Below are 18,146 nucleotides of genomic sequence, written 5' to 3' on the forward strand. Positions count from 1 at the left end.
TATTATAATATAAAAAGTGCTAGGTGTGCAAAAAAATTATCGACAAATCCCACAATTTTTGATGGATTTTGTCAAAAAATATAGATAATTTTTTCGAGGAATGCAGCGGTGAAGTGGCGAATAAGGAATAATGTGTGGCCATCATCTTGCTTTGGAAAGGATGCGATACGGTTTGATTGCGGCGAATCCGACGGATTTGGAAGTGTATTTGTTTCATGAAGGCAGCTTGTATAAAAGTTACGAGCTGTTTGGCGCCCATGTGATTAATGAGGGCGGGAAGGTCGGCACCCGTTTTTGTGTTTGGGCGCCGCACGCGCGCGAGGTGCGTCTTGTCGGCAGTTTCAACGATTGGGACGGGACGGATTTTCGCCTTGAGAAAGTGAATGATGAAGGGGTATGGACGATTGTTGTCGCCGAAAACTTGGAAGGGCATTTATATAAGTATGAGATTGTTACGCCGGACGGACAGGTGCTGTTCAAAGCCGACCCGTACGCTTTTTACTCCGAATTGCGTCCTCATACCGCCTCGATTGTCTACGATCTGAAAGGATACCAGTGGAACGATCAATCTTGGAAGCGGAAGAAGCGACGAAAACGGATTTATGATCAGCCCATGGTGATTTATGAACTCCATTTCGGTTCGTGGAAGAAAAAAGATGGGCGTTTTTATACGTACCGTGAGATGGCCGATGAACTGATCCCGTATGTGCTCGATCATGGGTTTACGCACATTGAGCTGCTTCCTCTTGTCGAGCATCCGCTCGACCGCTCGTGGGGCTATCAAGGAACAGGGTATTATGCGGTAACGAGTCGCTATGGTACGCCACACGACTTCATGTACTTCGTCGACCGTTGCCATCAGGCGGGAATCGGGGTCATTATGGACTGGGTGCCGGGGCATTTTTGCAAGGACGCCCATGGGTTATATATGTTTGATGGCGCCCCGACGTATGAATACGCGAATGAAAAAGACCGAGAAAATTACGTTTGGGGGACGGCCAATTTTGATTTAGGCAAGCCGGAAGTGCGCAGTTTTCTCATCTCGAACGCATTGTTTTGGCTCGAGTATTACCATATCGACGGGTTCCGGGTCGATGCGGTTGCCAATATGCTTTATTGGCCGAACAATGACAGGCTGTACGAGAACCCGTATGCGGTCGAGTTTTTGCGCAAGTTAAACGAAGCGGTGTTTGCCTATGATCCGAATGTGCTGATGATTGCGGAAGATTCGACTGACTGGCCGAAGGTGACCGCGCCGACGTATGAAGGCGGACTCGGCTTTAATTATAAATGGAACATGGGCTGGATGAACGACATGCTGAAGTACATGGAAACACCGCCGTATGAGCGGAGGCATGTGCATAACCAAGTAACGTTCTCCCTCCTTTATGCGTATTCGGAAAATTTCATTTTGCCGTTTTCCCACGATGAAGTCGTGCATGGCAAAAAATCGCTGCTCAATAAAATGCCAGGGTCGTATGAAGAGAAGTTCACCCAGCTGCGCCTCTTGTACGGCTACATGATGGCTCATCCGGGGAAAAAGCTGTTGTTTATGGGCAATGAATTTGCTCAGTTTGATGAATGGAAGTTTGAGGATGAACTCGATTGGGTGCTGTTTGATTTTGAGCTGCACCGGAAGATGAACGATTACATGAAAGAGTTAATCGCCTGCTATAAACGGTATAAGCCGTTTTACGAATTGGATCATGACCCGCAAGGATTTGAATGGATTGACGTTCACAACGCTGAACAAAGCATTTTCTCATTCATCCGCCGCGGGAAAAAAGAAGATGATGTGCTTGTTATTGTTTGCAATTTCACAAATCAGGCGTATGACGACTACAAAGTTGGAGTGCCGTTGCTCGTACCGTATCGGGAAGTGCTGAATAGCGATGCGGTCACGTTTGGTGGATCGGGGCATGTCAATGGGAAACGGCTTTCCGCCTTCAATGAGCCGTTTCATGGTAAACCATACCACGTGCGCATGACGATTCCGCCATTTGGCATTTCCATTTTACGGCCAGTGCAAAAACGAGGGGAGAGAAAGCGAAATGAAAAAGAAATGCATCGCCATGTTATTGGCCGGCGGGCAAGGAAGTCGGCTTCGCTCGCTGACGACAAACATCGCTAAACCGGCCGTGCCATTCGGCGGGAAGTACCGGATCATTGATTTTACATTAAGCAATTGCACGAATTCCGGCATTGATACGGTCGGAGTGCTGACTCAATATCAGCCACTCCTCCTTCACTCGTACATCGGCATTGGAAGCGCGTGGGATTTGGACCGGCGAAATGGTGGTGTCACCGTTCTTCCGCCGTATTCCGTCTCTTCCGGTGTGAAATGGTATGAAGGCACCGCAAACGCGGTTTATCAAAATATCAATTACATCGAACAATATAATCCGGATTACGTGCTCGTATTGTCTGGCGACCATATTTACAAGATGGATTATCAGCACATGCTCGACTATCATATCGCCAAACAGGCGGATGTGACGATTTCGGTCATTGAGGTGCCATGGGAAGAAGCGAGCCGGTTTGGGATTATGAATACGAACGAAGAGATGGAAATTGTTGAGTTTGCCGAAAAACCGGCTGAACCGAAAAGCAATTTGGCATCGATGGGCATTTATATTTTCAACTGGCCGCTGTTGAAGCAATATTTGCAAATCGACAACGTAAATCCGCATTCTTCACACGATTTTGGCAAGGATGTCATCCCGATGTTGCTTCGGGAGAAAAAGCGGCTGTTTGCGTATCCGTTTGAAGGATACTGGAAAGATGTCGGTACGGTGAAAAGTTTATGGGAAGCGAACATGGACTTGCTTGATGAGAACAATGAGCTCGACTTGTTCGACCGTTCATGGCGCATTTATTCCGTCAATCCGAATCAGCCGCCGCAATATATTTCTCCGGAAGCGGAAGTGAGTGACTCACTCGTCAATGAAGGATGCGTCGTCGAAGGAACGGTGGAGCGTTCAGTACTGTTCCAAGGCGTTCGTATCGGTAAAGGGGCGGTCGTGAAAGAGTCGGTCATTATGCCCGGAGCGGCAGTCAGCGAAGGAGCGTATGTCGAACGGGCGATTGTTACTCCTGATTCGATCATCCCGCCGCATTCGTCGGTTTGCCCGGAAGATGCTGACGATGTCGTGTTGGTGACCGCCGAATGGCTTAAGCAATCGAATGAGGAAACAGCTAGGAAGGATGAAGCATAATGAACAACAAGATGTTAGGCGTCATTGACGCGACAACGTATATTGAGGCGTTGGAGCCGCTCATCGAGCAGCGTTCGATCGCCGCAGTACCATTTGCCGGGCGGTACCGGCTCATTGACTTCGTGCTCTCAAGCATGGTCAATTCCGGCATTGAAAGTGTCGCTATTTTTCCGAAATATCAGTATCGCTCTCTCATGGACCATTTAGGGTCAGGGAAGAACTGGGATTTAAACCGAAAACGGGACGGGCTGTTTTTCTTCCCGTCGCCGGATTTGCTGTTTTCTGGCGAGCGCCGGGTCGGAGCGTTTGCTCATTTTGAGCAGCATATTGACTATTTTTTGCGGAGCCGGCAAAAATATGCGGTCATTGCGAACGGCTATACGGTATGTAACATCGATTTTGACGCCGTCTTGAAGCGTCATATCGAAAATGGCTGCGATGTGACCGAAATCCGCCATCGAGGTCGGTCGCTGGAAATGTATTTGCTTGAAACGTCGCTGTTGCTTGACTTAATCGCCGACTACAAAAACCACGGTTACTATAGCATTGTCGATGTCATCCGCGATTACCATCGTTCGTTGTCGATTTGCGAGTATGAATATAGCGGGTATGCGGCGGTCATTGACTCGGTGGAACAGTATTTTCGCTCAAGCATGGAGCTGCTCGACCGAGACGTCTGGGAACAACTCTTTCTCCCGTCGCATCCGATTTATACGAAAGTCAAGGACGAGCCGCCGACGAAATATGGACGGGAGGGGAACGTGAAGCGTTCGATGATCGCCAACGGCTGCGTCATTGAGGGAACGGTGGAGAACAGCGTCTTGTTCCGCTCCGTCAAAATTGGCAAGGGAGCGGTTGTGCGCAATAGCATTATTATGCAAAAATGCCAAATCGGTGACGGTTGTGTCCTTGATGGCGTCATTATTGATAAAGATGCCAAGGTTGAACCAGGTGTCGTCCTCAAAGGAACGAAAGAACAACCGTTTATCGTCCGCAAAGGAACGGTGCAAGGGGAGGTTATCAGCCGATGAAGGTCCTATTTGCCGTTTCCGAATGTGCACCGTTTGCCAAATCAGGGGGATTGGCTGACGTCGCCGGCGCACTGCCGAAAGAGCTGCGCCGGCTCGGCATTGATGCCCGCGTGATGTTGCCGAAATATGAAACGATCGCCCCTGAATGGAAAAAGAAAATGAAAAAAGTCGCCGAGCTCATCGTGCCGGTTGGGTGGCGGCGCCAATATTGCGGCGTGGAGGAGCTTCGGCATGACGGAGTCATCTATTACTTTATCGACAACGAATATTATTTTAAGCGGCCGCAGCTGTACGGCCATTATGATGATGGCGAGCGGTTCGCCTATTTTTGTCGGGCGGTGCTCGAAGTGTTGCCGGAAATTCAGTTCCAGCCCGATGTAATTCACTGCCATGACTGGCATACAGGCATGGTGCCGTTTTTGCTTCGGGAACAATACCGGCATGAGCTGTTTTATGTCGACATGCGCACCGTCTTTACGATTCATAACTTGCAGTTTCAAGGGCTGTTTCCGCGCGGCATTTTAGAAGACTTATTGAATTTGGATGGTCGCTATTTCACTGTGGATCATCTTGAGTTTTATGGCTGCGTCAGCTTTATGAAAGGGGCGCTCGTTGCTTCCGATTTGATTACAACAGTGAGCCCGACGTATAAAGAGGAGATTCAAACCGCCTATTACGGCGAGCGGTTAGACGGTTTGCTGCGGGCGCGGCGGGATGATCTGCTCGGCATTTTAAACGGCATTGACGATGAGTTTTACAATCCAGAAGCGGATCCGTTTTTGACGGCGACGTATAGCGTACATACGCGGGAAAGAAAACAACTCAACAAGCGTGCCTTGCAGCGGCAGTTCGGCTTGCCGGAGCGGGACGATGTACCGCTTATCGCGATGGTCACGAGAATGACGGCGCAAAAAGGGCTTGATTTAGTAACATGCGTCTTTCATGAGATGATGAGTGAAGATATGCAGCTTGTCGTACTCGGCACGGGCGACTGGCGGTTTGAACAATTTTTCTCGCAAATGGCTGCGGCGTATCCGGGCAAAGTCGGCGTGTACATCGGCTTCCATGAACCGCTCGCCCACCAAATTTACGCCGGTGCCGATTTGTTTTTAATGCCGTCGTTATTTGAACCGTGCGGGCTGAGCCAAATGATCGCGCTCCGGTATGGAACGATCCCGATCGTCCGGGAAACTGGGGGATTAAACGATACGGTGCAATCATACAATGAGATAACAAAAGAAGGAAATGGGTTCAGCTTTACCAATTTTAACGCTCATGACATGCTGTATACGATCCGCCGGGCGCTGTCATTTTACCGCCAACCATCCGTTTGGGAGCAGTTGACGGAACGGGCGATGCGCGGTGATTACAGTTGGCGTCGGTCGGCAAACCAATATAAACAAGCCTATGAACAGCTGATCAAAAAGGAGGAGCACACGCTTGTTCACGGATAAAGAAACGTTTAAACAGGCGTTTTTGATACGGCTTGAAACGTTGTGCGGCAAACAGTTCGAGGAGTCGACGACGCGCGACCATTATTATGTGCTTGGTCATATGGTACGTGAACATATTAGCCGCCATTGGATCGCCACGAATGAGCGCAATCGGGCGCAAAAGCGGAAGCAAGTGTATTATTTGTCGATCGAGTTTTTATTGGGCCGGTTGCTCGGCAGCAACTTATTAAACCTTGGTGTCCGTCAGGTCGTTGAAGAGGGGCTTCGCGATCTCGGCATTCGTCTTGAAGATGTCGAGGAGAGCGAGGCGGATGCCGGGCTTGGCAACGGCGGACTCGGGCGGCTCGCCGCCTGTTTTCTCGATTCGCTGGCGACGTTGAATTTGCCGGGCCATGGCCATGGCATCCGCTATAAACACGGGCTGTTTGACCAAAAGATCGTCGATGGCTATCAAGTCGAGCTGCCTGAGCAATGGCTGCGCCACGGAAACGTTTGGGAAATACGAAAAGAGGAGCTGGCTGTCGAGGTCAATTTTTGGGGGAAGGTTGAGGTGTCCGAACAAAACGGGTGCCTCGTCTTCCGCCATATCGACAGCGAAAAAGTGATGGCGGTGCCATACGACATGCCCGTGATCGGCTACGGGACGAACACGGTCAATACGCTGCGGCTTTGGAACGCGGAGCCGGCGAAAACGTTCCCGCTTCATAAGGATGTCATGCAATACAAGCGGGAGACAGAAGCCATTTCCGAATTTTTATACCCGGATGATGCGCATGACGAAGGGAAAATTTTGCGCTTGAAGCAGCAATATTTTCTCGTGGCCGCCAGCCTTGGCAGCATCGTGCGCGCCCATCGCCTTCAGCACGGGAACCTACACCAGCTTCATGAATATGTCGCCATTCATGTAAACGACACTCATCCGGTGTTGGCGATTCCGGAACTAATGCGCATTTTGCTCGATGAGGAAGGCATGAGTTGGGAAGAAGCGTGGCACATTACGACCCATACGATCGCTTACACAAACCATACGACGTTATCCGAAGCGCTTGAGAAATGGCCGATTCATTTATTTCAGCCGCTCTTGCCGCGCATTTATATGATCGTCGAGGAAATTAACGAACGATTTTGCCGTGAGCTATGGGAACGCTACCCCGGCGATTGGGGGCGGATTGAACAAATGGCTATTATCGCCCATGGCGTGGTGAAAATGGCGCATTTGGCCATCGCCGGCAGCCATAGCGTCAACGGAGTGGCGAAGCTGCATACAGAAATTTTGAAACAGCGGGAAATGCGCTTGTTTTACGAATGGGCGCCGCACAAGTTTAACAATAAAACGAACGGGGTGACGCATCGACGTTGGCTGTTAAAAGCGAACCCCGAGCTGTCGGCGTTGATTACCGACACGATCGGTTCGCGCTGGATTCACGAGCCGGAAACACTGATCGAGCTGAAACCGCATGCCTCCGATCCGGCGTTCCAGCAGGCGCTTTCGGCCGTTAAGCAGCAGCGCAAAGGCAAGCTCGCTGCCCGCATTTATGAAAAGACCGGGATCCGTGTTGATGAGTCGTCCATCTTTGATGTGCAAGTGAAGCGGCTGCACGCCTACAAACGACAGCTGTTGAATGTACTGCACATTATGTATCTATACAATCGTCTAAAAGAAGACCCGCACTTCTCGATTTACCCACGCACGTTCATCTTCGGAGCGAAAGCGTCGCCTGGCTACTATTACGCCAAGCGAATCATTAAGCTGATTCATTCGGTTGCCGATAAGGTGAACAATGACAAACAGACGAACGAGCAGCTCAAAGTCATCTTTTTAGAAAACTATCGCGTGTCGCTTGCGGAGGAAATTTTCCCGGCTGCTGATGTGAGCGAACAAATTTCAACCGCGAGCAAAGAGGCGTCCGGGACGGGCAACATGAAATTTATGATGAACGGGGCGCTCACGCTCGGCACGCTCGATGGAGCGAACGTCGAAATCGCCGAAGCGGTCGGAAAAGAAAATATGTTTTTGTTCGGGCTGACCGCCGAAGAAGTGCTGAACTACTACGAACACGGCGGTTACCGGGCGCATGAATATTACCACCACGACAAACGGATTAAACAAGTGGTCGATCAACTTGTGAACGGCTTTTTCCCTGATGTTGCTGATTACTTTGAGCCGATTTACGACTCCTTGCTGACGCAAAACGACGAATATTTCGTTCTGCGCGACTTTGCCGCTTATACCGAAGCGCATGAGCGGGTGGAGGCCGCTTACCGCGACCCGGCACGCTGGTGGTATATGAGCGCGGTCAACATCGCGCACTCCGGCTACTTTGCAAGCGACCGGACGATCGCCGAGTACGCCGTCGATATTTGGGGCATTTCACCATCGATGTGAGGCAAAAGCAAAATCAAGGGCGGTTGCGCACCAGCCAAGAGGTTTGGTGAATCACGGTTGCTGACCTTGATTGGGCGGCAACGGCATGAACAGAAAAGGGACGTTCTGAACCAAGCAGAACGTCCCTTTTCGTGTTAGTCGTCTCCATCAAACCAATCGCCAATGCCGCCTAAGATGCTGCCTTCGCCGACCGACCGCCCACCCGAGCTGGGAGCGGCGGCGATCACACGGTCAGCGAGCCGGCTGAATGGGAGCGATTGCACCCAGACGACTCCCGGTCCGGTCAATGTCGCAAAAAACAGTCCTTCGCCACCAAAAAAGGCCGTCTTAATGTTGCCGACATATTCAATGTCGTAATTGACTTCCTTTGTCATAGCGACAAGGCAGCCGGTATCGATGCGCAGCTTTTCTCCCGGTTGCAGCTCGCGGCGGTGAATCATTCCGCCGGCGTGCAAAAAGGCGAGACCGTCTCCTTCCAGCTTTTGCATAATGAATCCTTCACCGCCGAAAAAGCCGGTGCCGAGCTTGCGCTGAAATTCAATGCCAACAGAGACGCCTTTGGCCGCGCATAAAAATGAGTCTTTTTGACAGATCAGCTTCCCACCGAGTTCCTGCAAGTTGACCGGGATGATTTTTCCTGGATACGGAGCGGCGAAGGCGACGCGGCGCTTGCCGGTTCCTTGATTGGTGAACACCGTCATAAACAAACTTTCCCCGGTGAGCAGCCGTTTGCCGGCGCCAACGAGGCGACCGAGCAGCCCTTTTCCGCTCGAGGAACCGTCGCCGAATACCGTTTCCATGACGATGCCGTCCTCCATCATCATCATGCCGCCCGCTTCCGCAATGACGCTTTCGCGCGGGTCAAGCTCGATTTCGACAAACTGCATGTCATCGCCGTACAACTGGTAATCAATTTCGTGTGCGTTCATCATTTCTCCTCCATCATCTTCATCAACGTTCCATTATGTACTACGAAAAACACGCCTTTTCTGTTTCAAAAAAGACCATCACACGGATGGTCTTTTTCTTAGCATAGTGGCGTCCATCGTTCCGGCGGCCATCGCCCCTCTTCGTCTAGCGGCGATGCGTGTCTTTGGATGTATACGGGTCTTTTTCATAGGCCGGCAAATCGCCGATATTGGACATGATGCCTTCATCATCCAGTACGTTTTCGAGCCGTTCATGTTCTCGGGTCGGGTACACGTTAACGTTTCTCCCGTACAAATCGACAGCGGCGAAATTTTCCAAGTCTTCGACATAGCCGACGTTCTCTTCCGACTCGGCGTACACTTCGCTGTAATGATCGACGTTTTTGCCAAGGTCGGACGGGGTGTCGGACGTACCGTAACGGGCGAACTCCTGCCATGCGTCCTCAGCATCGTAAGCGACCGACTCATCGCGGTCATCAAAATCAAATTTGCCAAACGGCGGCATAAGCACCCCTTCCTCGAGCGGCCGTTTTTGTGAGACGGTCTGGTCGGGGCTATGTTGCCGGCAATAAAGAGTTGTCGGCAGCGCCTCAAGCCGTTCGTACGGAATCGGCTGCCCGCAGACGCGGCACGTCCCGTATGTGCCGTCATCGATAGCCTCGAGTGCCTGTTCAATCTCACGAAGTTCGCGCTCAGTATGTTCGTCTAAAGCGAGGTCTTTTTCCCGTTCATACAGTTCGGTCGCCTCGTCAGCCGGATGATTGTCGTAGCTCGCCAGCTCGCCGACGGCATCGTGGGCATGGCTGCGCACGATGCCGAAATGGTCGTTTTGCTTCAGCCGGTCTTCAATGTCCCGCTTCATCTCAAGCAGCGTTGAGCGGAAGGCGGCAAGTTGTTCGCTCGTCAACATCGGTTGCAACCCCTTCCTTCACAATAGCGTCTATATGGTGTAGTATGGGCGAAAATCAAAAAAAAACACGGTCATTCTGACCGTGTCACAGCCAATGGTTGACGAGCAAGCCGATAGCGAGCAAAAAGCCAAACTGCGTATTCGTTTGGGCGGTCGCTTTCATTGCCGGCATCATCTCGATCGGTTTCGTTTTACCGATAAAGCCGCGCGCCGCTGCCACCGCTTTTGGCACACTCAATAAAGCAAGCAATGTCCAAAACGGTACGACGCTGAACAGAACAAGCGCCACAACCCAAAGAAACGCGGCGGCGAACATCATCGCAAGCACGCGGATTGCCCAATCGCGCCCGACTAAAATGGCAAGCGTTTTTCTCCCTTTTTCGCGGTCGCCGTCTAGGTCGCGGATGTTGTTGGCGAGCAAGATGGCCCCGACTAAAATGGCGACAGGAACGGCCACCAATATAGCCTTCGCACTGACATCACCGGTTTGGATAAAAAATGAAATTAAAATGATGACAAATCCCATAAAAAACCCGGCCGCCAGTTCGCCAAACGGTGTATAGGCAATCGGAACAGGTCCACCGGTATAAAAGTAGCCCGCCGCCATACAAATGGTTCCGATGACCGCAAGCCACCAGCTGCTTTGCGCGCAAATGTAAACGCCAATGAGCATGGCCGCTCCACAGCAGGCGAACGCCAGTGTTAACACGGTTTTCGGTTTGAGGCCATCGCGGACGATGGCGCCACCGATGCCAACAGATTCCGGCGAATCGAGCCCGCGCTTATAATCGTAATATTCGTTAAACATGTTGGTTGCGGCTTGAATGAGCAGTGAAGCGACCAGCATAGCAGCAAAGAGCGAAAAGCGAACCCCCGTCTCGCCAAGCGCCAGCACCGTGCCGACACATACCGGTACGAACGCCGCTGTCAGCGTATGCGGCCGCGTCAGCCGCCAAAAGACGCGCCAGTCGCGGCGGGCAGGCGGTTGGTGATCAATATGTGTTGATGGTTGCATACTGATTTCCCCTTAATGTTTCGTGAAAATATCGTTTCATTTACGTTCAAAATAAGTGTAGGAAAACGTTTCAGGTGTGTCAACCCTTTCCGATAGATAAATGATTTCCTATTATATATAATGAAAGTAGGGGATGGAGAAGGAATCTAACGAAAGAAAGCGTGAGGGTCGTGGCAATTGTATCTCAACATAAAATCCAACAACAACTGCACGAGTTGGCGGCAAATGCCGCACGGCCGTTTGTGAGCTGGACGGAACCGTTGGAAGACATCGATCCGGTTTCTTTTTTTATGCAAGGGCCATCCTGCGGGTTTCGCGAGCGATTTTTTTGGTCTGACCGAAGTGGCAGCACCATCTTTGTCGGCCTTGGCTCGGCTTATACGATCGAAACAGAGGAAACAGACGGACGGTTTCATTATGTCGAACAGCAGCGCCAACGATGGGTTGAACAAATCGAGCGGCACGGTGAAGCGGATATGCCGCCGCTATTGTTTGGCGGGTTTGCTTTTGACCCGCATCAACCGCGCACATCCGTATGGCGCGGTTTTCCGGCCGGAAAACTCATCGCGCCGACGGTGCTTCTCTCGGTTAAAAACGGACGGACGCTGCTGACGGTCACGCTGCCAACTGACGGCGTAGAGCGGGATATGGAGCGAATCGGGCGGCTGTTTAGACGGATCGAGGAGCCGCAGCCGGTTTCGGCAACGCTTCCAGCGCTCGTCTCAGATGAAGAGGAGGAAAAAGAGCGGTGGCTCGCGGCGGTCCGTCAAGCGATTGCTTCCATTCGTGTCGGAAGGTTGGATAAAGTCGTGCTCGCTCGTTCGCGGCGGTTGGCGTTCACCGGGACGATTGACGCCGCCGCTGTGCTGGCGCGGCTTCGTGAACAGCAGCCGTTTGCTTACCTTTTTGCGTTTGAACAAGATGGCCGCTGTTTTATTGGCGCCTCGCCTGAGCAGCTCGTTCAAAAAGACGGAGAGATGTGCCAATCGGTGTGCTTGGCGGGATCCGTGCGCCGCGGAAGCAGCCCTGGAGAAGATGAACAGCTTGGCGCCTGGCTGCAGGCTGATTCGAAAAACCGTGAGGAACATCAATTCGTTGTGCACATGATCCGCCGCGTGTTTTCTTCCGTTTGCGAGACGGTGGAGATGCCGACAGCACCGCAGCTTCTGAAGCTGCCGCATATCCAACATTTGTGCACGCCAGTTGTCGGCCGCGGCTGCCAGGAGCCATCCGTGTTGCGTCTTGTGGAAATGATGCACCCAACGCCGGCGCTCGGCGGAACGCCACGCGAACGAGCGATGGAAGCGATCCGTTCTCTTGAACCGCTTGACCGCGGGTGGTACGCCGCTCCGATCGGCTGGGTGGATGCTGATGGCAACGGGGAATGGGCAGTTGCCATTCGCTCCGGCTTGCTTGACGTCGATAAAGCCATGCTGTTTGCCGGCTGCGGCATCGTCGCCCATTCAGATCCAACGAGCGAGTACGAAGAGACGAACGTCAAAATGGCTCCGATGTTATCGGCCTTAGGAGTGATGAGCAATGACTAACGCGTTGTCATGGTATGTGGCCGCTTTTGTTGACGGGCTTGTGCAAGCCGGGGTGACAGAAGCCGTCATCAGCCCTGGTTCGCGCTCGACACCGCTTGCGATGGCGATGGCGGCGCATAGCGGTCTCCACTTTTCCATGCACATTGATGAACGATCGGCTGCGTTTTTTGCCCTCGGCATGGCGAAAGCGAAACAGCGGCCGGTCGCTTTAGTGTGCACGTCAGGGACCGCGGCGGCCAACTATTTGCCGGCCATTGTTGAGGCGTACTATTCGCGCGTGCCGCTTGTCGTGCTGACGGCTGACCGGCCGCATGAACTGCGCGATGTCGGGGCCCCGCAAGCGATCGACCAACTGCATTTATACGGCCGCTATGCGAAATGGTTTGTCGATCTGGCGTTGCCGGAAGAAACGGATCCTATGCTGAGCTATGCGCGGACGATGGCGGCAAGGGCCGCCGCCATCGCAGCGGGGACGCCGGCCGGGCCAGTGCATGTCAACGTTCCGCTCCGCGAGCCGCTTGTCCCGACCATCGACGAGGCCGTTTGGGAGAAGGTGCGTACGGTTGCGGAAACGCCGCAAATCATGAGCGGCCGTGCGACGCTGCCAGCAGAGCACGTGGCGGCGCTCTATGAGCAGTTGGCGGCGGCGAAACGCGGGCTCATTGTTTGTGGAGCGCTTGATCAGCCCGGCTTCGCTGAAGCGGTCACAGAGCTGGCACGGACGCTTGACTTTCCGATTCTTGCTGACCCGCTTTCCCAACTGCGCGCTGGTGCGCATGACAAAACGTATGTCATCGATAGCTATGATGCCATTTTAAAAGACGAGGCGGTCGCTTCGAGGCTTGTGCCGGATGTCGTGCTCCGGTTCGGCGCCATGCCGGTATCCAAGCCGCTGTTTTTATGGTTGAAGCAACACCGTTCCATCCGCCAAATTGTCGTCGATGACGGCGGCTGGCGCGATCCGACGTTGGAAGCGGCGTGCTTCGTCCGCAGCAATGAAACGGTTCTTTGCCGCCAGCTGCTTGACATCGCTAGACCGAAGCAAAAGGAGAGCGCGTGGTCGACGACATGGCGGGAGATGAACGACATTGCCCGCACCGTGTTGCGGCAGCATTTGCCGGCAGACGAATGGTTTGAAGGAAAAGTGTTCACTGAGCTCGCTGAGTTGTTGCCGGCCGGAGCCACCCTTTTTGTCGGCAACAGCATGCCGATTCGCGACGCCGATACGTTTCTCTTTGCCACGGACAAGCCGCTTCGCGTTCTCGCCAACCGCGGTGCTAACGGCATTGACGGTGTCGTTTCAAGCGCGTTGGGCGCCAGCCTTGACGCATCGCCGCTTGTGCTTGTCATTGGCGATTTGTCGTTTTACCATGATTTAAACGGTCTGCTGGCGGCCAAAATGCATGGACTGCAGGCGACGATTGTGTTGATGAACAATAACGGCGGCGGCATTTTTTCTTTTTTGCCGCAAGCGCGCCATGAAGGGCCGTTTGAAACATTGTTTGGCACGCCGACCGATTTGACGTTTGCTCATGCGGTCGAGATGTATGGCGGCCGTTATGCAGTGCCGCACACATGGGGCGAGTTTCGCCACCATGTCGCCGAATCGCTCAACACAGGTGGGTTAAGTGTCATCGAAGTGCGCACGTCGCGCACAGAAAATGTCCAAATGCATCGATTTTTGTGGGAACGTGTTTCCCAGGAAATCGCCAAATTTCTCGAACAAAAAGGAACGGAAGAACCATGGAATTGAATGGAATCCGTTACCATGTAGAACAATATGGGGAAGGGGAGCCGTTATTGCTGTTGCACGGGTTTACCGGCAGTGCGGATACGTGGCGGCCACTCCTTCGTTCCTGGGGAGACTTCCGTCTCATTGCCGTCGATCTGATAGGGCACGGGCGGACGGAGGCGCCAAAGAGCGTTGAGCGGTATCAAATGAAACAGGCAGCGGCCGACTTGGCGGCACTTCTTGATGCACTTCGTATCGAAAAAGCAAACGTGCTTGGTTATTCGATGGGCGGGCGGCTTGCTTTAAGCTTTGCTATATGGTATCCGCACCGCCTCCGCCGTTTAGTGCTCGAAAGCAGCTCGCCCGGGTTGAAGACGGAAGCGGAGCGGCGCGCGCGGCAAGAAGACGATGAGGCGCTCGCGCAAATGATTGAACGAAACGGCGTGCGTGCATTTGTCGATTATTGGGAACAGCTCCCGCTGTTTGCGACCCAAAAGAAACTCCCGAAGCCCGTGCAGGATGCCATTCGCCGTGAGCGGCTTCGCCATACGGAGCGAGGACTCGCCAACAGTTTGCGCGGAATGGGAACGGGCGTGCAGCCGTCATGGTGGGATCGGCTTGGGGAGGTCAAAGTACCTGTGTTGCTTCTTTGCGGGGAGTACGATGAGAAATTTTGCCGCATCGCTGCCGACATGCATGAACGACTCCCAAACAGCGAACTCGTCTGCGTCCAAAAGGTCGGACATGCAATTCATGTGGAACAACCCGGCATTTTTGCTAAAATAGTAAGTGAATTGATTAAAAGGGGGTAGTATGAATGCCGTTTGAATGGGTAAAAGAACACGATTATGAAGATATTATTTACGAAACGTACAACGGCATCGCTAAAATTACGATCAATCGTCCGGAAGTACATAATGCGTTTCGTCCGAAAACAGTTAACGAGCTGATTGATGCATTCACGCGGGCGCGTGATGATTCGAACATCGGCGTCATTATTTTGACCGGCGCGGGCGGCAAAGCGTTTTGCTCCGGCGGCGACCAAAAAGTGCGCGGCCACGGGGGCTATGTCGGCGAGGACGAAATCCCACGCTTGAATGTGCTCGATTTGCAGCGGCTCATTCGCGTCATCCCGAAACCGGTCATCGCGATGGTTGCCGGGTATGCAATCGGCGGCGGTCATGTGCTTCATATCGTCTGCGACTTAACGATCGCAGCGGACAATGCCATTTTCGGTCAAACCGGGCCGAAAGTCGGCAGCTTTGATGGCGGTTACGGCGCCGGTTATTTGGCGCGCATCGTCGGCCATAAAAAAGCGCGCGAAATTTGGTATTTGTGCCGCCAGTACAACGCCCAAGAAGCGCTCGAGATGGGGCTCGTCAACAAAGTCGTGCCGCTTGAACAGCTCGAGGAAGAAACGGTCAAATGGGCGCAAGAAATTTTGGAGAAAAGTCCGACGGCGATTCGCTTCTTAAAAGCGGCGTTTAATGCCGATTCCGATGGCTTAGCCGGCATTCAGCAGCTCGCTGGCGATGCGACGCTTCTCTTCTATACGACGGAAGAAGCAAAAGAAGGAATGAGAGCGTTTAAGGAAAAACGGAAACCGGACTTCGGCCAGTTCCCTCGTTTTCCGTGATCATGTGTGCGCCTTGAGCCGACATTGTCACGGTTGGATGGGGGCCAATCTGCGCATGAATCATTTCCGTGAACATGCGCACGCTTGGCTCGATTGAGGGCAAAAGGTTGCCCACCGGTCTTTTCCGTGAGAACGAAAAAGCAGCTTGATGCGGCATCAAGCTGCTTTTTTGCGACCGAAGGGAGGAAAAACGAAATGACGACCATGCCGAACTGGCTGAAGCAGCGGGCGTTTTTGACTCCGGAGCGGACGGCCATCAGTGATGGGGAGCGGACGAAAACGTTCGCCGATCTGTATGAAGCCGCCGCAAGCTGGGCGCGCCGCCTCGCCGGAGCGGGAATCAAAGAAGGCGACATTGTCGCCTTGCTTATGAAAAATAGCATCGAGATGATTGAAATCGTCCATGCGTTGTTTTTCCTCGGCGCCCGCGCTTTGCTGCAAAACGTGCGCCTGACCCCTTATGAACTTGGTTGGCAGCTCGATGACAGCGGGGCGCGTTTTGTCATTGCGGATGATGGTTTCGCCGACCGCTTCGGCGGTGACGAGCGGGTCATTACCGTCAGCGCGCTCGCCGGGCTTGCAGAAGCGGACGTCCCGCTCAAAGAAACGTACCATTTGGACGAGACAGCGACGATCATGTACACATCGGGGACAACCGGCACCCCGAAAGGCGTGCTGCAAACATACGGTAACCACTGGTGGAGCGCCGTCGGTTCCGTTCTCAATTTAGGTTTGCATGAGCGCGACTGCTGGCTGGCGGCGGTGCCGCTGTTTCATATTAGTGGGCTGTCGATCGCGATGCGCAGCGTCATTTACGGGATGCCGATGCATTTGCAAACGTCGTTTGATGCCAAGGCGGCTAACGCCTTGATCATGGACGGCAAGGTCACTGTCATGTCGGTTGTGGCCGCGATGCTGCAGCGGATGGTGGCGGAATTAGGGGAAGAGCGCTACCCAGATACGTTCCGCTGTATGCTGTTAGGCGGCGGACCGGCGCCGAAGCCGCTGCTTGAAGTGTGCAAAGAAAAAGGCATTCCAGTGTACCAAACGTACGGGATGACCGAAACGGCGTCGCAAATTGTTACGCTGGCCCCCGAATACAGCTTGACAAAGCTCGGTTCAGCGGGCAAGCCGCTTTTTCCCGCCGAGTTGCGCATCGTGCGCGATGGAAAGCCGGCGGCGCCGTATGAAGCTGGGGAAATCGTTGTGAAAGGGCCGAACGTAACGAAAGGGTATTTGCACCGACCGGAGGCGACCGAACAGGCGATCCGCGACGGTTGGTTTTATACGGGAGATATCGGTTACGTCGATGAAGAGGGATTTTTGTACGTGCTCGACCGCCGCTCTGACCTCATCATCTCCGGTGGCGAAAATGTGTATCCGGCCGAAATTGAAGCTGTGCTCCTTGCTCATCCGGATGTCGAAGAAGCCGGGGTGACCGGCATGGAAGATGAAACGTGGGGACAAGTGCCGTATGCGTTTGTGAAATTGAAGCAAGGAGCGGCGGCCGATGAGGATGAACTGAAGCAATTTTGCCGCGGCCGATTAGCCAAATATAAAGTGCCAGCGCGCATTTATTTCGTTCATGCGCTGCCGCGCAATGCGGCACAAAAACTGCTGCGCCGCGAGCTGAAAACACTCATTCCAGAAGCAGAAAAGCGAGCGTCCCAGCTATAAGCGGGGCGCTCGCTTTATTCATCAGCTTCTGTTAAAAATCATCGTCCTCCAGTCCAAGCTCAGCTGCTCGATAGGCGACAAGCCGCTTAATATCGGGCGGCAACTGTTCCAACGAACCGAACTCGTACTGCCATAAATTTGTGAAGGAATCGATGCAAATCGGATACGCTTCCGGATGGCTCCGCTTCATTTCCCTTTTGAACGCTTTAATGAGGCTGGCGCGCTTGTCCATCGTTATCCCCCTCTAACTATGTAAGCGCCGCCCGGTCAGCCGGGCAGCGCTTGACTCATCTGCCAGTTATGCTTCGTCAGAAGGAACAAACGTTTTGCAGTCTGTTTCCGTCACATCGGACGCTGCTTTCCCTGTATGGCTGACGACGTAAATCGCCTCAGCGCTGCAGCGGTTTCCTTCTGCCCAGTAATGACAGTTGCGTACTTCGCAAAGAACGTCTTTTGCCATTCGTCGTCCCCCTTATCATGATGAAATCGGCTACAACAATAGTTTGCCGGTTCAAGCGGAATTTATGAATGGAAGGATCATCTGCTGCGGATCCGGTGTAAAAAGTGGGAAGTTTTTTAACTGACGATAAATGAAAATATTTATCATTATCATT

The 18,146-nt window shown here is 53.0% G+C and carries 15 protein-coding genes; 10 read left to right on the forward strand and 5 right to left on the reverse strand.

Features of this window, described 5'->3' with window-relative positions:
- The first annotated feature begins 130 nt into the window (after window positions 1-130).
- Genes glgB through DSM465_RS0102525 form a run of 5 tightly spaced genes read left to right on the forward strand, consistent with a single transcriptional unit; the run spans window position 131 to window position 8,086 of the window.
- Window positions 131-2,131, forward strand: a complete 2,001-nt coding sequence (glgB, locus tag DSM465_RS0102505; RefSeq protein ID WP_029760547.1) for a 1,4-alpha-glucan branching enzyme — start codon at window positions 131-133, stop codon at window positions 2,129-2,131.
- Window positions 2,052-3,215, forward strand: coding sequence for a glucose-1-phosphate adenylyltransferase (locus DSM465_RS0102510; RefSeq protein ID WP_029760548.1), 1,164 nt, complete (start codon window positions 2,052-2,054; stop codon window positions 3,213-3,215). Before glgB ends, DSM465_RS0102510 begins: the two co-directional genes overlap by 80 nt.
- Window positions 3,215-4,246, forward strand: coding sequence for a GlgC family sugar phosphate nucleotidyltransferase (locus tag DSM465_RS0102515; protein ID WP_008880982.1), 1,032 nt, complete (start codon window positions 3,215-3,217; stop codon window positions 4,244-4,246). The genes DSM465_RS0102510 and DSM465_RS0102515 overlap by 1 nt, the downstream gene beginning before the upstream one ends.
- Entirely contained in the window at window positions 4,243-5,700 is a 1,458-nt protein-coding gene (gene glgA, locus DSM465_RS0102520) for a glycogen synthase GlgA (protein ID WP_029760549.1), read from the forward strand. Before DSM465_RS0102515 ends, glgA begins: the two co-directional genes overlap by 4 nt.
- The gene (locus DSM465_RS0102525) at window positions 5,687-8,086 is read left to right on the forward strand and encodes a glycogen/starch/alpha-glucan phosphorylase (protein WP_008880980.1); all 2,400 of its coding nucleotides are present in this window, start codon (window positions 5,687-5,689) and stop codon (window positions 8,084-8,086) included. Before glgA ends, DSM465_RS0102525 begins: the two co-directional genes overlap by 14 nt.
- Before the next feature lie 134 nt (window positions 8,087-8,220).
- Here DSM465_RS0102525 and DSM465_RS0102530 read toward each other — a convergent pair whose 3' ends face one another.
- From DSM465_RS0102530 to DSM465_RS0102540, 3 genes are all read right to left on the reverse strand, one after another.
- A complete protein-coding gene (locus DSM465_RS0102530) occupies window positions 8,221-9,015 on the reverse strand; it encodes a TIGR00266 family protein (protein ID WP_029760550.1) in 795 nt (264 codons plus the stop codon).
- A gap of 145 nt (window positions 9,016-9,160) precedes the next feature.
- Window positions 9,161-9,925, reverse strand: coding sequence for a yteA family sporulation protein (locus DSM465_RS0102535; RefSeq protein ID WP_029760551.1), 765 nt, complete (start codon window positions 9,923-9,925; stop codon window positions 9,161-9,163).
- Window positions 9,926-10,010: 85 nt separating this feature from the next.
- A complete protein-coding gene (locus DSM465_RS0102540) occupies window positions 10,011-10,940 on the reverse strand; it encodes a 1,4-dihydroxy-2-naphthoate polyprenyltransferase (protein WP_011888025.1) in 930 nt (309 codons plus the stop codon).
- 170 nt (window positions 10,941-11,110) lie between these two features.
- Between DSM465_RS0102540 and DSM465_RS0102545 the strand changes: the two genes are divergently transcribed.
- The 5 genes from DSM465_RS0102545 (at window position 11,111) to DSM465_RS0102565 (ending at window position 17,532) form a co-directional block, all read left to right on the forward strand.
- Window positions 11,111-12,487, forward strand: coding sequence for an isochorismate synthase (locus tag DSM465_RS0102545; RefSeq protein ID WP_029760552.1), 1,377 nt, complete (start codon window positions 11,111-11,113; stop codon window positions 12,485-12,487).
- Window positions 12,480-14,240, forward strand: a complete 1,761-nt coding sequence (menD, locus tag DSM465_RS0102550; protein WP_029760554.1) for a 2-succinyl-5-enolpyruvyl-6-hydroxy-3-cyclohexene-1-carboxylic-acid synthase — start codon at window positions 12,480-12,482, stop codon at window positions 14,238-14,240. Before DSM465_RS0102545 ends, menD begins: the two co-directional genes overlap by 8 nt.
- Window positions 14,231-15,031, forward strand: a complete 801-nt coding sequence (menH, locus tag DSM465_RS0102555) for a 2-succinyl-6-hydroxy-2,4-cyclohexadiene-1-carboxylate synthase (protein ID WP_029760555.1) — start codon at window positions 14,231-14,233, stop codon at window positions 15,029-15,031. The genes menD and menH overlap by 10 nt, the downstream gene beginning before the upstream one ends.
- A 5-nt stretch (window positions 15,032-15,036) precedes the next feature.
- On the forward strand, window positions 15,037-15,855 hold the full coding sequence (gene menB, locus DSM465_RS0102560) for a 1,4-dihydroxy-2-naphthoyl-CoA synthase (protein ID WP_008880973.1): 819 nt from the start codon (window positions 15,037-15,039) through the stop codon (window positions 15,853-15,855).
- 195 nt (window positions 15,856-16,050) lie between these two features.
- Entirely contained in the window at window positions 16,051-17,532 is a 1,482-nt protein-coding gene (locus DSM465_RS0102565; RefSeq protein ID WP_029760556.1) for an o-succinylbenzoate--CoA ligase, read from the forward strand.
- 31 nt (window positions 17,533-17,563) lie between these two features.
- Here the strand turns inward: DSM465_RS0102565 and DSM465_RS0102570 are convergent, their stop codons facing one another.
- Window positions 17,564-17,764, reverse strand: a complete 201-nt coding sequence (locus DSM465_RS0102570) for a hypothetical protein (protein WP_008880971.1) — start codon at window positions 17,762-17,764, stop codon at window positions 17,564-17,566.
- A gap of 66 nt (window positions 17,765-17,830) precedes the next feature.
- Window positions 17,831-17,992, reverse strand: coding sequence for a DUF1540 domain-containing protein (locus DSM465_RS18710; RefSeq protein WP_008880970.1), 162 nt, complete (start codon window positions 17,990-17,992; stop codon window positions 17,831-17,833).
- Between the last annotated feature and the right edge of the window lie 154 nt (window positions 17,993-18,146).

It is taken from the genome of Geobacillus thermodenitrificans subsp. thermodenitrificans DSM 465 (assembly GCF_000496575.1).
Classification (GTDB): Bacteria; Bacillota; Bacilli; order Bacillales; family Anoxybacillaceae; genus Geobacillus; species Geobacillus thermodenitrificans.

Excerpts from the sequence above, each read along its gene's own strand:
- glgB (WP_029760547.1), top strand. The coding sequence starts at position 131 with ATGTGTGGCCATCATCTTGCTTTGGAAAGGATGCGATACGGTTTGATT.
- DSM465_RS0102510 (WP_029760548.1), top strand. The coding sequence starts at position 2,052 with ATGAAAAAGAAATGCATCGCCATGTTATTGGCCGGCGGGCAAGGAAGT.
- DSM465_RS0102515 (WP_008880982.1), top strand. The coding sequence starts at position 3,215 with ATGAACAACAAGATGTTAGGCGTCATTGACGCGACAACGTATATTGAG.
- glgA (WP_029760549.1), top strand. The coding sequence starts at position 4,243 with ATGAAGGTCCTATTTGCCGTTTCCGAATGTGCACCGTTTGCCAAATCA.
- DSM465_RS0102530 (WP_029760550.1), bottom strand. The coding sequence starts at position 9,015 with ATGAACGCACACGAAATTGATTACCAGTTGTACGGCGATGACATGCAG.
- DSM465_RS0102535 (WP_029760551.1), bottom strand. The coding sequence starts at position 9,925 with ATGTTGACGAGCGAACAACTTGCCGCCTTCCGCTCAACGCTGCTTGAG.
- DSM465_RS0102540 (WP_011888025.1), bottom strand. The coding sequence starts at position 10,940 with ATGCAACCATCAACACATATTGATCACCAACCGCCTGCCCGCCGCGAC.
- menD (WP_029760554.1), top strand. The coding sequence starts at position 12,480 with ATGACTAACGCGTTGTCATGGTATGTGGCCGCTTTTGTTGACGGGCTT.
- menH (WP_029760555.1), top strand. The coding sequence starts at position 14,231 with ATGGAATTGAATGGAATCCGTTACCATGTAGAACAATATGGGGAAGGG.
- menB (WP_008880973.1), top strand. The coding sequence starts at position 15,037 with ATGCCGTTTGAATGGGTAAAAGAACACGATTATGAAGATATTATTTAC.
- DSM465_RS0102565 (WP_029760556.1), top strand. The coding sequence starts at position 16,051 with ATGACGACCATGCCGAACTGGCTGAAGCAGCGGGCGTTTTTGACTCCG.
- DSM465_RS0102570 (WP_008880971.1), bottom strand. The coding sequence starts at position 17,764 with ATGGACAAGCGCGCCAGCCTCATTAAAGCGTTCAAAAGGGAAATGAAG.
- DSM465_RS18710 (WP_008880970.1), bottom strand. The coding sequence starts at position 17,992 with ATGGCAAAAGACGTTCTTTGCGAAGTACGCAACTGTCATTACTGGGCA.